Here is a 15602-nt window from a genome sequence, read left to right on the forward strand (position 1 = left end):
ACTTTCAAATTAAATATTCATGTTTTGTTTTATTGCTAGAACGCCATTTTCCAATTTCTGCCCATTGTGATACCTTGCAATATCTACAAAAAGGAATAGGCTTAGAAAGAAAAAATAAAATTTCTTGATAATCCTTGGCTTTATAAATATCAATAAAGTCAAATTCGCAAACTTCAAAATGATTTCCATACTTTTTATTAAAATGCTGTACATGTGCAGGAAAGGTACAAGTAAATAGCTTTCCATCTTTAAACTGAACACAGTGATTTGCCATACTACAATTTGTAAAACTATGGTAATTATCACAATTTCCAGAAGGATCTAGAGAAAATTTCCAAGAAGTTTTTTCCAACTCTCCATTGTTAAAAAATATCAAGGGGATATCATATTGATCACACTTATCTTTAATCAAATCCCAATTAATTTTTATAGGATACTTTGTTGGACGAATTTGCATTTTATTCCTTTGGCATGAATTCCAAAAATCCTCATTTTGCTTATCAAGTAAAATACCATTAGTTACCAACCAAATGGCACTTTTTGGAAAAAAATATCTTGTAATGTCAAAAAACTGTATACAATTGGGATTTAAAAGAGGTTCGCCACCCATCAATCTAAAAGTTCCGACAATACCTTTAGATATTTCTGAAAGTCTTTGCATATCTTTTTTAAAAATTTCTATATCTGGAAATTCTTTTTCAGCTATTTGTGAAAAATGATTACAACCAAAACAATTTAAATTACATGATTCGGCTAAATGAATTTCAACAATCTCTAAAAAAGCTTGAGGTGTAATTTTTCTTAAATGAAAATCTAATACTTTATAGTGCTCTTTTTTTAATTGCGATAATTCTATCTTTGTATTATTAAGATCTATCTTTGTATTATTAAGATCTATCTTTGTATTATTAAGATCTATCTTTGTATTATTAAGATCTATCTTTGTATTATTAAGATCTATCTTTGTATTATTAAGATCTATCTTTGTATTATTAAGATCTATCTTTGTATTATTAAGATCTATCTTAATTTTTTCATGTTGCTTGAAATTTTTTATGATAGACAAAAACCATTTTTTAAATCGCTGCATTAAAACATCCTTTAAAACAAACTGCCAAAAATATTATATCATCTTATTCTTATATTCCTTATATCTTTTTTTTAACATAAATGGCAAAATAAAAATCTTCCCTTTATACCATCCCTTAAAAGAAAGCAAAATCAATTTTCCAAATTTATAAGATAAATGCTCTTTTATAACTAATGCTTCATGATAATCCAAATAACACTCTAATGGAAGAAGCTTCAAATCTGGTCTAAATTGTACAATAGACCTATAAACTTTATGCTCAAAATTATGCTCAAGGCAAATTTTGAGCATAAGAAAAGGTAATTTAATAATTTTATTAAATGACTTTGCCTCAACAACAACTTTACCCAATCTATATACCAGCTGGTTTTGCAAACGAGCTCTAGCTCCTCTAGAAAAATAATAATATATTACAGGATTTTCAATTATTTTATTAATTCTTTGCATATTTATATTTCCGAATAAATTCTCATCAAGCTCTTTATCTTTTAAAATCTTGCGAAAATCTTGCGAAAATCTTTTTAAAAAATCCAACTTATATCTTTCATCGATTCTTTCTAAAGTAAACATATAATTTCCAAAACGATGCAAAGCACATATTGGAGCAAGTGTTTTTTCAAGATCAGGATGTTTTTTTAAAAAATCTCGAATAAAATCATATTCTTCACATGCACAATATACTTTTTCTTTGCTTTTTACGGATGAATTAGGATTATCTCTTCTAAGCATATAAAATGCTTCATTAATAAAATAAATACTTTTAGCAAGAGCAAAAATTTGAAACCATAAACCATTGTCTTGATAGGAAGCTCCTGGAGTTTCGTTTAACTTAATTTGATTTGTTCTTAATAAATCCAATCGGTAAATACCGATTGGATTTATTCCATCCGAACCTAAAAATATTCTTATATCTTTATTCCAATTTACTTTATAATTATAAATATCTTCACAAGAATTTCTCAAAACATTAACATATTCAGTTTTACCATATGCAAATATATAAAAATCCCCTTTAACAACTTCACAATCATTCTTTTTAGCAATTTCATAAAGTCTTTCATACATATTTGTTTTAATATAATCATCACTTTCAACTATACCAAGATATTCTCCCTTTGCCTCTTTTATACCAAGATTCATTTGATAACCATAACTTTTCTTATCTGATATTATTACCCTAAGCCTCTTATCTTTTTTTTCATAGTTTTTTAAAACTTCTAAAGTTCCATCAGTTGAATTTGCATCAATACAAAGTATCTCAATATCTTTTAAAGTTTGATTTAATATACTATCAATACATTCTCTTATATATGATATAGAATTTAATGAAGGTACAACAATAGAAACTTTTGGAGTATTATAATTCATCATTTCATCCTTGCTTATTTTTTAACTCATTTTTACAAAATAATACTTTATAATTTAATACTTCAACAAAATATTAAAACCTAAAATTCTAGCCCATTGTAAATCTTTACCACATTCAATAACATTTGGATTTCCAACTAATGATAATAAAGGTATATCGCTTACACAATCACTATACGCATAAGAATTTTTTAAATCAAATTGTTTTAAGTTAAATTTTTGAGCTAATTTGTAAAGTTTTCTTTCTTGCATGGTATGAATTCCATCTATATTTCCAGTTAATTTATTCTTATAAATTTCAAGATCTACGGCCACAATATTCTCAATATTATAAATTCTAGCAAATTCTTTAATATAAATCGTAAGACCACCTGATACTATAACGATTGTGTGGCCTTCATCTTGATGCCAAAAAAGTCTATCCATAACATTTTGATTAAGATTTGCCATCACATCAGTATAAACAAACTCTTGAGCAATTTCTTCTGCCAAATCAACATCGAGATCAATTAACCATTCATAACGAGGATAAGGAAGGTTTTCTCTTTGAAACCTTTCTCTTCTTGCTAAATTTTTACTTTGCGTATAATTAATATTTTTAGATCCAGCTAAAGGCAAATATCTATCAAGCGTTTGAAAATTAGTTAAAGTTTCACAAAAATCAAATAAGGCCAAAATTTCCTTAGACATATTTTATTCCTTAAAAACATCACAAATTGATTTTAATACCATATCATTCTCCTCTAAAGTTCGACTTGCAATTCTAATAAATTCTCCTTCTAAACCTATCTTATCATTGCAAGTTCTCATATAAATACCATATTTAATCAGCATTTTAGCAACAAAATCTGTACTAGAACTACCATCCAAAAGCTCCACAAGAGCAAAATTAGCCATACTAGGATAAACCTTAAATTGTTTAATTCCACTTAACTTTCTAAAAAAAGTCTGAGTTTCTTGTATATATTCCCTTCTAACCTTGTCATATTCATCAAAAAAGTTTTTTCTTACATATAATCTTAAAAAATATTCACTAAGTCCCGAAGAATTCCACAAATATCCATTTTTCAATAAACCTCTTATCTTATCTTCTGACATAATTGCATAACCTATTCTAATCCCTGCTACGCCAAAATCTTTAGACATACTTTTGATAATAATAGTATTATGAAATTCTTTAAAAAGATACTCAATATTAATCCCATTATAATCCTTATTTTCATAAGCAAAATGAATAAAGGACTCATCAATAATAATATTTTTAACATATTTCAATTCACTTAAAATGTATCTTAATTTCTCATAGTTAATATATCCTCCATCCGGATTATTAGGATTTATTAAAACTACACTATCTGGATTTTCATTTTTAACAAAGTTAAGATAGTGTTCTATATTCAAGTTATAATTATCTTCTTTAGAAAGTTGATAATAAACAACATTTGTTTCAGACTTAGCAAATTCATAATAAGATGAAAAAGTAGGAATATTAACAATGATCTTTTTACCTACAAAATTATGCATTACAGCTTGAATAATCTCTATAGCACCATTTCCAATAAAAACATTTTTAGGATCAATTCCTATAAAATCTGCAACAGTTTTGGCAATTATACTATTTTGAGAAGGATAAAATTCCAAAACTGACCTTAGTTTTTGACCATCTATTAACTCCTCTTTTAAATATCTTAAAAAAAGAGCTGTCGCATAGGGATTAGATAAAAAACAAGAATCAATTTTTATATTTAATTCCGGTATTTGCTCAGCCATGGTAAAAATACTCGGACTATGACTACCAGAAGCATTTTTCAAATCTTTTATCTTTTGCGTAATATTTTTTTCATAATCATTAAGTTTTATCAACATCAAATCCTTGAAGAATACAAAAGTAAAAATAATTCTTACTATAATTGCATCAAACAAGGTGAAAACCTCCTTGTTTTTTAGCAAATTCTTGTATTTTTTCAGCAACATAACTCATTTGATTTCTTGTACCTATACTAATACGACAATTTTTAGAAATAAGATGAGAATAGTTGCGAATAAAAATACCCTCTTTTTCCAAAAACCCTACAAAAAGAGATATATTCTCATTTTGAATCAAAACGAAATTTGCTACAGAATCATTGAATATCCCCCCCCCGCCAGTAGTTAAGGTATTCAAAAATTTCACAAATTCCATCCTAGCACAACTCACTTCATCTACATAATCTCTCATATATTGTAAATCCTCCAATGCTGCATTAGCTGCAATTTGAGATAGCATAGGAACACTTTTTGGATTTCTTAATTTATTTATTGATTCTATATTTTCTGGATGTGAAATTATATATCCTATCCTAAAACTCGCCAATGCAAAAGCCTTAGAAAATGTTCGAGTTATAATTAAATTATTACATTGTTCAACCAAATCACATACACTCTGGCTAGTAAATTCATAATAGGCTTCATCAATAATAAACATTACATTAGGATTATTAATAATTAGAGACTTAATTTTTTGAATATTATAAGATTTCCCGGTTGGATTATTCGGATTACATAAATATAAAAGTTTTATTCTCTTTTCATGTATAAAATATTCTAAACTATCAAAATCTAAATTAAAATTATCATCAAGTGTAAATGAAATAGTTTCAATACCTACCCCATTAGCTCTAGATCTAAAATTATCATAAGTAGGGGAAACAATTCCGATTTTATCACATTTATCTAAAAACACATCGATGATGCATTCATGAGCAGAATCGGATCCTTCAAACAACTCAACAAAAGAACTATTTATCTGTTTGGTATATTCTGCTATTTTATCCAATAAATATAAATTTTTTGTATTCGGATACCAGTTTAAATTTCCATTAACTAAAAATTTTTTAATGCTTTCTATAACATAAGGAGATGGCGGAATCGTAGCCTCATTCCAATCAAGTTTCAAAATATTTGATTGACTCGAATTCCATATTTTGTGTGGAATAGATAAATAAGGAGTAAGTTTTTGAATATTTTTATTTGCTTGCATTATCCAACCTTTTCAAACGCCACAAATCCCCCAATTTCTTATCCCACTCTTTAGGAATAACTTTTTCACCAGCTGCACCATGAGTAAAAGTTAATTCCCCAATATAAATTTTCTTATCAAACTGATATAAATCGACTCTAACATAATCAAAAGGTTTTGCAAGAATCAAAGAAATATTTATCATAGAATCCAAAAGATTAGGTTTTTTAGGAATCATTGTAACATTTTTATTATCATACATAAAATTAAAAGGTGCTAAATTCCATGATAAATCAAACATAGCCCTTTGATAATTATCAAATCTGTCTGTTGTAACTTGTATAAAATTGTTAGATAAATTTTCTTTGTCAAAAATATGAAATTTATATGTATCTGCTGGTTTCTTATTTTCTCCCAACAATAATTCTTCTGCAAAGACTCTAGGCTCTATATCCTTATAATGCCATTCTCTAAATACACTATAATAATTCCATTCCAAATGTTTTTTTAATTTTTTCATAGCATTTGAAAAAACAACAGTATCTCGTAAAAATTCTTGTTTATTTTCAACTATAACATAACCTCCACAATCATGATTAGTTTTTAAAACAAAAGAATTAGGTAATTCGTTGAAATTAATATCATATATATTTTTATATATCCCATATATTTTTGGAAGATATTTGCATTTATTGGTTTCAAAAATTTTATCTTGTAAATCGTCTATATTATTAAATAAAATAGATTTTTCATTTAATATATCGATTTTATCCCAACTATATTCATGATTATCAGACAAAGCGCTAGCTACATAAAATCTCATCTTAATTTTATCTGCAAGAAAAGAATATATACAACTTCTATCATATAAAATTCTATATATTAATTTTTCATTAAATGTAACAGGACATTTAAAGTCTGGAGTATAATCAAAAATTTGTTTATGTCTATTTAATAAAAAGTCATAATCACTTAATTCCTTAATATTTTTTTTTGAGCTACTTATATCTTTTTTATATTGCTTATATATTTTTTTAATTTTAAAAATAAATAAAATAGGATTATTGATAAAAGATTTTCCTAAAATATAACTTAAATGTTTTTTAGTTTTCAATGCCTGTTCATAATCAGAATATTCCTCTAGAGGGGGAAGCTGTAAATTTGGATAAAATTTAATTGTAGTTTTATAAATTTTTTGTTCAAATTTAAATTGTTTAATCTCCAAAAACAATTTAAATGGAAATTTCAAGATTTGTACTGGATTTTTAAGATCAATCAAAAGTTTACCTATTCTATAAGATAATTGCCATTTAATCCTTTCAGAGGCACCAAAATATAACTTACCAAACATATCATTACAATACCCCATATAGAGAAAATAATAATTTTCTGGGTTTTCAACTATAGAATAAATTATTTTCATATCACCATCCCCGAATAAATTCTCATCAAGCTCTTTATCTTTTAAAATCTTGCGAAAATCTTGCGAAAATCTTTTTAAAAAATCCAACTTATATCTTTCATCGATTCTTTCTAAAGTAAACATATAATTTCCAAAACGATGCAAAGCACATATTGGAGCAAGTGTTTTTTCAAGATCAGGATGTTTTTTTAAAAAATCTCGAATAAAATCATATTCTTCACATGCACAATATACTTTTTCTTTGCTTTTTACGGATGAATTAGGATTATCTCTTCTAAGCATATAAAATGCTTCATTAATAAAATAAATACTTTTAGCAAGAGCAAAAATTTGAAACCATAAACCATTGTCTTGATAGGAAGCTCCTGGAGTTTCGTTTAACTTAATTTGATTTGTTCTTAATAAATCCAATCGGTAAATACCGATTGGATTTATGCTTTGAAAATTAAATATATTAGGGTGGGTTTTAAAAGAAATAATTTGATTATATAAAAAATCAATAGGAGTAATTTTCGAATATTTTCCTTTATTTGATTCTAATATATAAAAATCCCCTTTAACAACTTCACAATCATTCTTTTTAGCAATTTCATAAAGTCTTTCATACATATTTGTTTTAATATAATCATCACTTTCAACTATACCAAGATATTCTCCCTTTGCCTCTTTTATACCAAGATTCATTTGATAACCATAACTTTTCTTATCTGATATTATTACCCTAAGCCTCTTATCTTTTTTTTCATAGTTTTTTAAAACTTCTAAAGTTCCATCAGTTGAATTTGCATCAATACAAAGTATCTCAATATCTTTTAAAGTTTGATTTAATATACTATCAATACATTCTCTTATATATGATATAGAATTTAATGAAGGTACAACAATAGAAACTTTTGGAGTATTATAATTCATCATTTCATCCTTGCTTATTTTTTAACTCATTTTTACAAAATAATAATGCCGATCTTACAACATCTTGCATATCATAATATCTATATTCTCCCAATCTTCCCCCAAAATATACATTACTCTCGTGTTTTGCTAATTGCTTATACTTTTCATACAAAGCTTGATTTTTTTCATCATTTATTGGATAATAAGGCTCAATACCCTTAATCCATTCTAAAGGATATTCTTCGCTTATAACTGTTGTATCTGTATTTCCAAATTCAAAATGCTTATGCTCTATAATTCTAGTATAAGGTATTTCCTTGTCAGTATAATTGACAACTGCCACTCCTTGAAAATTGTCTAAATTTAATATTTTATGCTCAAATTTTAAACTTCTATATTCCAAAGCTCCATATCGATAATCATAATAAGCATCAATACAACCAGTAAAAACTATTTTTTTAGCTTTATTTTTAAATTTATCTTTATATTTTAAAAAATCAGTATTTAAAATAACTTTACTTTTTTTTAGCATTTTATCAAAAATTGCCGTATAGCCGCCTTTAGGGATACCTTGATAGGGATCATTAAAATAATTATTGTCATAAATATATCGAACAGGCAATCTTCTTATAATAGAAGCAGGCAAATCCTTACAAGATCTACCCCACTGTTTTTCTGTATAACCCTTAATAAGTTTTTCATATACATCTGTACCAACTAAAGATATAGCTTGTTCTTCCAAATTTTTTGGAGGATGTTGAATTATTTGTTTTTGCATTTCAATTATTTTTCTAGCTTCATTTGGAGTTTTAATTCCCCATAATTTACTAAAAGTATTCATATTAAAAGGCAAATTATAAATTTCATCTTTATAGATTGCAATAGGAGAATTGATAAAATGATTAAATTCACAAAATTGATTCATATAATCCCATATATTCTGATCTGAAGTTCTAAAAATATGAGCACCATATTTATGCACATTGATATTTTTAATATTTTCGGTATAACAATTACCTCCAATATGTTCCCTTTGCTCCACAACTAAACAAGTATAACCTTTTTCAGTTGCTTCGTAAGCAAAAATACTACCAAACAATCCAGAACCAACAATTAAATAATCATACATGAATCACATTCCTCACAAAACCTAATTATAAAAAAAATTACCTGAAAAATAAATATCTTATATATTTTTTAATAATATTTATTTTAAAAATTTTAAAATAAATAAAAGCTCCATAAAAATTTGTTAAATGGACATAGCGATAATTTTTATACTGTTTTAATATTTTTTTTATTTGAATTTTGATACAACAAGGATCTCTTTTTAGTAAAAATATCCTTAAACATCTTTCACAAATAAATTTAAAAAATGCTTTTTCTAATAAATATGCGTTATATCTATTCTCCATTAATATTTTATCATTAAAACAATTTTTTAAAACATAAAACATACTCATTGAAGAATAATATTCTTTAGCTTCTTTAATATTTATATTAAAACTATCATAAATACTTTGCATATATCTTGGAATATGAATTTGTAGTTCACTATCACTTAAATTAATTGTACTATTAGATCTTATTCTATAAGTATGCATCGATGATGGAAAAATATAAATATATTTACATTTGGCAAATAATAACATGCCGAAGTGATGATCTTGATGAATAATATAATCAATAAATTTAAGCTTAATGTTTTTTAAATAAATAAAATCAATCATACCCGACCAAGTGAAATAAAAATTATAAATTTTCTTGTTTATACTATACTCCAACCAAACTTTAGACTTTATAACCCCCTCATGTAAATCATATAATTTTAACAAACTACTCCATTGTTTCTTAAATCCTTCTTCAAATATACTACAACTGTCAAACCAAACCACCTCAACCCCATCCATTCTAGGAACACATTCTTCTATGCAATTTAATTCCCAATAATCATCAGAATCTAAAAAGATAATATAATCAATATCAGGGGCTTTAAAATTTAAAAGCTCATCTTTGTTTTTAAAGAAATTTGAACTTTTATATATTTTATAAATATTATAAGGATTATCTTCATTGTCTAGTTTAAATTCTACTAAAGAGTTTTCTTTTAATTCTTGGGTAATGTTTTTAAAATCATATTCTTTACTAAAGAATTCTATGCCAACATTTCTTGCTGTACTTTGTCCCCCATTTTCCTTATCAAAAAGTATAAATCTTTCATCTTTTAAAGTATATTCTTTGGCTATATTAAGCGAGTTTTCATCTGTACTACCATCATTTACAAGTACAACTTGTAAATTTTTATAAGTTTGATTGACAACACTATCTAAACATTCTCTTAAATATTTTTCTACATTATAGATTGGGATAACTACACCTACAGTTTTCACAGTAATTTCCTAAATATCAGTATAAAATACATCTGCTGAAAAAACTTTATCTTTAATCTCTTTAAGCTTATCATCAAAACGATTGGCTATGATCAAATCAACTTTAGCTCCAAAAACATTAAAATCATTCTCTACTTTAATATTTAAAAATTTTTTCTCCTTAACCAAAGGTTCGTATATTATTAATTCAATATTACTATTATATTCTTGTAAATATTTTATAATATCTATAATCACAGAATTTCTAAAATTATCAGAATTTTGCTTCATAATTAATCTATAAATACCTAAAATGTTTGGTTTTTTTTCTAAAATAAGCTGGGTTATAAATTTTTTTCTTATCTCATTAGTTTCAACTATAGCTTTAATTAAACTATTAGGAATATTATAAAAATTTGCAAGCAACTGTTTTGTATCTTTAGGTAAACAATATCCACCATATCCAAAACTAGGGTTATTGTAATATTTTCCAATTCTATCATCAGCACTAATACCCTTAATTATATCCGCTGAATTTAAATTATGTTTTCTTGCATACGAATCAACTTCATTAAAAAATCCCACTCTCATTGCTAAGTAAGTATTAGAAAAAAGCTTAACGCTTTCTGCCTCATCCGAATCCATATAAAAAATATCAACATTTTTTTTCTCTATATTTTTTAAAAACAAATCTCCAATAGTTTTACCCAAAACACTTTTATCACCAATAATAATTCTACTGGGATATAGACTATCATATAAAGCACTTCCCTCCCGTAAAAATTCTGGAGAAAAAACAATATTAGACATATTAAATTTTTGTTTTATGGTTTTTGTATATCCTATAGGCACAGTGCTTTTAATAATAACATTGATCTTAGAATTTATATTTTTTATATCTTTTAAAACATTCTCTATACTTCTTGTATCAAAAAAATTAAGCTGTTCATCATAATCAGTTGGAGTAGCAATAACTGCAAAATCTGCATTAAAATAAGCCTCTTTGATATTTGAAGTAGCATGTAATTTACTTATATTTTGCACAAAGAACTTTTCAATTAATTTATCTTTAATAGGAGACTTATGATTATTAATACTTTGGATTTTATTTTCATCAATATCTAACAATACAACCTCATTTTCATTATTTTTTGAAAAGAGTATAGCATTTGCAAGCCCAACATAACCAATTCCAACAATGACTATTTTCATATTTTACCTTTCATTATTTTATAATTAAAATCCTCAAAAAATCCCTTAGGATTAAAAAACAATTTTCTTGCCAAGCGATAAAATTTAGTATGTGAAATCATAGCACCAAGATACTCTAAACCTAAAATTTTCATCAAAAATGAAAAAGGTCTTATACTCTTAAGCTCATGCAAATAAGGTTTATAAACAAAAGATCTTAAAGGATAAAAGCTTTTATCATGTTTTTGTGCTATCAGCATTTTTTCTTTATCAATGATGATTTGATAAAAAATCCCATCATGCTCAAAACTATAAAGCTCGTTAATCAAATAATAAAGCATTTTATACAAATCATACTTATCATCATTGTTTTGGCTTAAAAAATCCAAGATAACTTTTTTTTCATCCTCCTTTAAAGTTAAGAAATATTCTTTCACTTGATAAAGTTTTTGCTCGCTTAAATTTAAATCTTGTTTATAACCTAAATCTAATTTTTTTGCAAAAAACCAAGAATGAGGTAAAATTCCTTTTTGAAAATAAAAAATATCACAATAATCTATACCATTAAATTGTAGTTTTATACTTGCATCCAAAAATATTTTAGTGATTTTTTCTTGTTGTAAAAAATCCAACAAAAGTTCATATTTTAACTCTTTAGCTATAAAAAAATCACTTATATTTTTATAGATAATTTCTCCCACATAAACACTAATATCCTTAAAATCATAATTTTGATCTTTAAAAAGCATTAAAACTTTTTCACCTTTGGCTTTAAAAACTTGCAAAGGCTTTAAATCGTGTTTTTTGATGTTTTTTAAATGCTTATAAAAAAGCTGATGGTTCTTATCTTTATTTTGCATATAAGCGTTTTGATTGGGTTCTATATGATAAAAATGATATATATAAATTCCATAAAAACAAGCCTCATAACCAAGCAATGAAAACCAAGATCTAAAACCTTTAAAGTTAAAAAAATTCCAATTTCTAGCATCATAACTTAAATTAGTAGGCATTTTTTCAAAACTCACACAAGCTTTTAAAATTCTAGCAAAAAGATCAAAATCTTCATAACCATGTCCGATAAAATTTTCATCATTTCCGCCCAATCTTAAAAACTGATGTTTATTTATCACAATACTTGAAGTAGAACTTGGGGCAAAAAATTTTACCCAAGTATTTTTTGCTGTAAATAAATCCTCTTGTATCAAAATATCCCAAAATTTATCATCGTATTGCTTTAATTTTTCATTAGCTTCTTTATTAAGATACACTACGGGTAAAACTATCAAAGCATTGATATTTTGAGAAATATTTTTAATTTGAATTAGTTTTAAAATTTTTTCAAAATTATCCAAAGAAATATAACAATCCACATCCAAAAACAAAAGAACATTTGAATGCGCATAACTTGCTCCTAAATTCCTACATCTTCCTTGAGAAAAAGCTTTTTGATCCATATCTTTAAGATAAATATGATGGTTTGCTTGGATAAAATTTTTAAGCTCGTGATCTTTAGATGAATATCCTTCAACGAAAATAAATTCTATATTCTCATCGCTTTGAAAAAATTTAGCTTTTTGAAGAACTCTTTCTTCTATATAAGGACGTTCTTTACTTAATCCAAAAGGAATAATAACAGATAAAAGAGGCATTAAACATTTCCTATGGCATAAAGCTGGATAATACCTACAACTTTTTCTTCTTTTCCTACTATAATTTCTTTGATTTTATGTTTTAACATGATCCCTTCTGCTTCACTTGCCATAGCATCAGCATCGACTACTTTAGGATTTATACTCATGATTTCTTTGGCCTTAAAATCAAACCTTGGTTTATCGCTTGCTTTTAAAGCACGACGCAAATCCCCGTCAGTGATAATACCCACTAATTTTTCATTTTCAAGCACCACACAAAGTCCTAGTTTTCCACTAGTCATCACATCAACAAGATCGTTAAATTCGGTATCAGGATGCACTATAGGAAGGTTACTTGAAACCATAAGATCTTTTACCTTGGTTAAAAGCTTACGTCCCAAACTTCCCCCTGGATGAAAAAGGGCAAAATCATCAGGCTTGAAATTTCTTACCTTCATCAAAGCAGCCGCTAAAGCATCCCCCATAACTAAAGTTGCTGTTGTCGAAGACATAGGAGCAAGCTGCAAAGGACAAGCTTCCTTTTCCACGGCTATATTTAAAAATATATCGCCTTGCTTTACAAGGGTAGAATTTTTTTTACCACACATTACTATAAGTGGAATTTCACGCTTTTTTATAGCAGGAATGATTTTTAAAATTTCTTCAGTTTCTCCTGAATTTGAAATAGCAATTAAAACATCTTCGGAAGTTAACATTCCAAGATCTCCATGCAAAGCCTCTCCTGGATGGATAAAAAAGCTTGGTGTTCCTGTGCTTGCTAAAGTAGCTGCTATCTTAGCGCCTATATGACCTGATTTACCCATACCACTAACTATGCAACGCCCTTTGGTATTTAACATCAAATTTACAGCTTGATTAAAATTTTCATCTAAATTTGTAGCCAAATCCAAAATAGCTTGCGCTTCTTTTTCAAAAACTTCTTTGGCTATTTCAAGAGTATTCATTATTTAAACCTTAAAGATTAAGCACAACATTGGTTGCGATAGCAATTTGATAAAGAATTTGAGTCAACATTGAAAAAATTTGTAAATTCTCACTATCCACTTTTGGCAATACCAACACAGAATCGCCTCGTTTCATATCTATACCACTATGATATTTTTCAGCTTTTCCATTGCTTCGTATCACCAAAACTTTTGAAGTATCCGCTCTTTCTCCATAACCTCCTGCAAGATTGATATAATATCTTAAATCTTTGCCCTTATCATACACAAAAGCTCCAGGTAAAGAAACCTCACCTTGAACTATGATGAGATTATTCTTACTTGGTACATTAATAGTATCACCATCTTCTAAAATAACCGAATTATAAGACTTTGGATTATCAATGACAATTTGACCCTTAGGCTCTACTTGCTTAGCTCTTTGGATAAATTCTAAAATCGTTTTTGCTTGTTGAGCTCTTATAGCTGCACCTTGAGCTGTAACAGAACCACTAGTTAAAGCTAGAGTTTCAAGCTCTTTAAGCTGAGCATTGATAAGTTCTTTTTGAGTTCTAGCTACACTTTTTCTAAACACTTGTAAAGCTTGCATGTTTGATTGTGGATTAGCTTTAATTAATTTAGAAATATCTTCTAAAGTCGTTCCTTTACCCACAACTAAAGTTTTTAAACCATTATGCTCGCCATTTACACTTATAGTTATATTTTCAGAAACATACTCAGGGTGAAATTCTACCTCATCTCCCGTTCTAAGTAAAACTTTTGAAAATTGCATTTTATTATAAGCACTGACATCAAGTTTATGATCTTCACCATAACTTTTTACGATAGCATTAGTTACGATAGGTTTAGCACCTGATACTCTAGCTAAGTCAGCTAAAGTTTTAATATCATTTGAAAGTTCAAAACGAAAAGGTCTTTGCACATCACCGTTAACAAAAGCGTAATTTTGAACATTTCCTACTAAAATAACATCTCCACTTCTAAAAGGAAAAAGATCCATTTGCCCCTTTAGTAAAAAATCATATAAATCAATATTTTTTATCACGCTGTTATTACGCAAAATTTGAATATCTCTAAAACTTCCATATTCTAAATTTATACCCCCTGCTTTATCAAGATACTGGATCACTGAATCCGAACTAAGTCCTTGATAAAGTCCTGGAGCATTAACGTTTCCTGTTACAAAAACACTGACATTTTGATAAGCATTCATATCTGCATAAACAAAAACATTGCTTTTATAGATTTTATTAACACGTGCTTTTATAACACTTACAAGGGCGCTATTTTTCACACCTAGTAAATTTACAGCTCCTACTTTAGGGATAAAAATATTTCCTTGAGAATCCACCACTAAAACTTGCGAAAACTCAACAGCTCCCCAAATTTTAAGACTGATTTGATCACCAACTGCAATCTTATAATCTGGGTTATAAACTCTTTGATTGTAATTTTTAAAATTTCCATTAAAAAGATGAGCGCCAAATACTAAAATTTGATGAATTTTTGTAAGATTATTTTCTTTATTTGCTATATCATAATTTGAGCTTAAATTTTGATCTATGCTAGTTGTAGCAGAACCTTGATCCTCTGCTGAAATGATTTGTGAAACATCCACAGCTCCAAAACATAAAATACAACTAAAAAGTAAAATTAATATTTTTTTCATT

At 26.9% G+C, this 15602-nt stretch carries 12 protein-coding genes; all 12 read right to left on the reverse strand.

Translation table 11 applies throughout. The annotated features are described in order from the left end of the window. Positions 1 to 4: 4 nt before the first annotated feature. The 12 genes from FBF02_RS07005 to FBF02_RS07060 are packed head-to-tail and all read right to left on the reverse strand — an operon-like array spanning position 5 to position 15601. The gene (locus FBF02_RS07005; protein WP_002857998.1) at positions 5 to 1090 is read right to left on the reverse strand and encodes a radical SAM protein; all 1086 of its coding nucleotides are present in this window, start codon (positions 1088 to 1090) and stop codon (positions 5 to 7) included. Positions 1091 to 1123: 33 nt separating this feature from the next. Then, complete coding sequence (locus tag FBF02_RS07010) at positions 1124 to 2461, reverse strand: glycosyltransferase family 2 protein (protein WP_010891935.1); 1338 nt, start codon at positions 2459 to 2461, stop codon at positions 1124 to 1126. 51 nt (positions 2462 to 2512) lie between these two features. Then, the gene (locus FBF02_RS07015; RefSeq protein ID WP_002857947.1) at positions 2513 to 3148 is read right to left on the reverse strand and encodes an HAD-IB family hydrolase; all 636 of its coding nucleotides are present in this window, start codon (positions 3146 to 3148) and stop codon (positions 2513 to 2515) included. 3 nt (positions 3149 to 3151) lie between these two features. Further along, complete coding sequence (locus FBF02_RS07020; RefSeq protein WP_002864382.1) at positions 3152 to 4324, reverse strand: L-serine phosphate decarboxylase; 1173 nt, start codon at positions 4322 to 4324, stop codon at positions 3152 to 3154. A 49-nt stretch (positions 4325 to 4373) separates the two neighbouring features. After that, positions 4374 to 5477, reverse strand: coding sequence for a dihydroxyacetone phosphate transaminase (locus FBF02_RS07025; protein ID WP_002858082.1), 1104 nt, complete (start codon positions 5475 to 5477; stop codon positions 4374 to 4376). Further along, on the reverse strand, positions 5464 to 7794 hold the full coding sequence (locus tag FBF02_RS07030; protein ID WP_010891936.1) for an ATP-grasp fold amidoligase family protein: 2331 nt from the start codon (positions 7792 to 7794) through the stop codon (positions 5464 to 5466). Before FBF02_RS07030 ends, FBF02_RS07025 begins: the two co-directional genes overlap by 14 nt. A gap of 1 nt (position 7795) precedes the next feature. Then, entirely contained in the window at positions 7796 to 8902 is a 1107-nt protein-coding gene (glf, locus tag FBF02_RS07035) for a UDP-galactopyranose mutase (RefSeq protein WP_002858210.1), read from the reverse strand. 37 nt (positions 8903 to 8939) lie between these two features. Beyond that, positions 8940 to 10163 (reverse strand): glycosyltransferase family 2 protein, encoded by a 1224-nt coding sequence (locus FBF02_RS07040; RefSeq protein ID WP_002858426.1) that lies wholly within the window; start codon positions 10161 to 10163, stop codon positions 8940 to 8942. A 9-nt stretch (positions 10164 to 10172) separates the two neighbouring features. After that, the gene (locus FBF02_RS07045) at positions 10173 to 11354 is read right to left on the reverse strand and encodes a UDP-glucose/GDP-mannose dehydrogenase family protein (protein WP_002851145.1); all 1182 of its coding nucleotides are present in this window, start codon (positions 11352 to 11354) and stop codon (positions 10173 to 10175) included. Further along, complete coding sequence (locus tag FBF02_RS07050; protein WP_002858224.1) at positions 11351 to 12985, reverse strand: galactosyltransferase-related protein; 1635 nt, start codon at positions 12983 to 12985, stop codon at positions 11351 to 11353. The genes FBF02_RS07045 and FBF02_RS07050 overlap by 4 nt, the downstream gene beginning before the upstream one ends. Continuing rightward, complete coding sequence (locus FBF02_RS07055; protein ID WP_002851196.1) at positions 12985 to 13932, reverse strand: KpsF/GutQ family sugar-phosphate isomerase; 948 nt, start codon at positions 13930 to 13932, stop codon at positions 12985 to 12987. Before FBF02_RS07055 ends, FBF02_RS07050 begins: the two co-directional genes overlap by 1 nt. 10 nt (positions 13933 to 13942) lie before the next feature. Next, complete coding sequence (locus tag FBF02_RS07060) at positions 13943 to 15601, reverse strand: polysaccharide biosynthesis/export family protein (RefSeq protein WP_002851485.1); 1659 nt, start codon at positions 15599 to 15601, stop codon at positions 13943 to 13945. Position 15602: the final 1 nt, after the last annotated feature.

This window comes from Campylobacter sp. CFSAN093226 (assembly GCF_012897595.1).
Classification (GTDB): domain Bacteria; phylum Campylobacterota; class Campylobacteria; order Campylobacterales; family Campylobacteraceae; genus Campylobacter_D; species Campylobacter_D jejuni.

What these genes read in the sequence shown, in the direction of transcription:
- FBF02_RS07005 (WP_002857998.1), bottom strand. Translation starts at nt 1,090, where the DNA reads ATGCAGCGATTTAAAAAATGGTTTTTGTCTATCATAAAAAATTTCAAG.
- FBF02_RS07010 (WP_010891935.1), bottom strand. Translation starts at nt 2,461, where the DNA reads ATGATGAATTATAATACTCCAAAAGTTTCTATTGTTGTACCTTCATTA.
- FBF02_RS07015 (WP_002857947.1), bottom strand. Translation starts at nt 3,148, where the DNA reads ATGTCTAAGGAAATTTTGGCCTTATTTGATTTTTGTGAAACTTTAACT.
- FBF02_RS07020 (WP_002864382.1), bottom strand. Translation starts at nt 4,324, where the DNA reads ATGTTGATAAAACTTAATGATTATGAAAAAAATATTACGCAAAAGATA.
- FBF02_RS07025 (WP_002858082.1), bottom strand. Translation starts at nt 5,477, where the DNA reads ATGCAAGCAAATAAAAATATTCAAAAACTTACTCCTTATTTATCTATT.
- FBF02_RS07030 (WP_010891936.1), bottom strand. Translation starts at nt 7,794, where the DNA reads ATGATGAATTATAATACTCCAAAAGTTTCTATTGTTGTACCTTCATTA.
- glf (WP_002858210.1), bottom strand. Translation starts at nt 8,902, where the DNA reads ATGTATGATTATTTAATTGTTGGTTCTGGATTGTTTGGTAGTATTTTT.
- FBF02_RS07045 (WP_002851145.1), bottom strand. Translation starts at nt 11,354, where the DNA reads ATGAAAATAGTCATTGTTGGAATTGGTTATGTTGGGCTTGCAAATGCT.
- FBF02_RS07050 (WP_002858224.1), bottom strand. Translation starts at nt 12,985, where the DNA reads ATGCCTCTTTTATCTGTTATTATTCCTTTTGGATTAAGTAAAGAACGT.
- FBF02_RS07055 (WP_002851196.1), bottom strand. Translation starts at nt 13,932, where the DNA reads ATGAATACTCTTGAAATAGCCAAAGAAGTTTTTGAAAAAGAAGCGCAA.
- FBF02_RS07060 (WP_002851485.1), bottom strand. Translation starts at nt 15,601, where the DNA reads ATGAAAAAAATATTAATTTTACTTTTTAGTTGTATTTTATGTTTTGGA.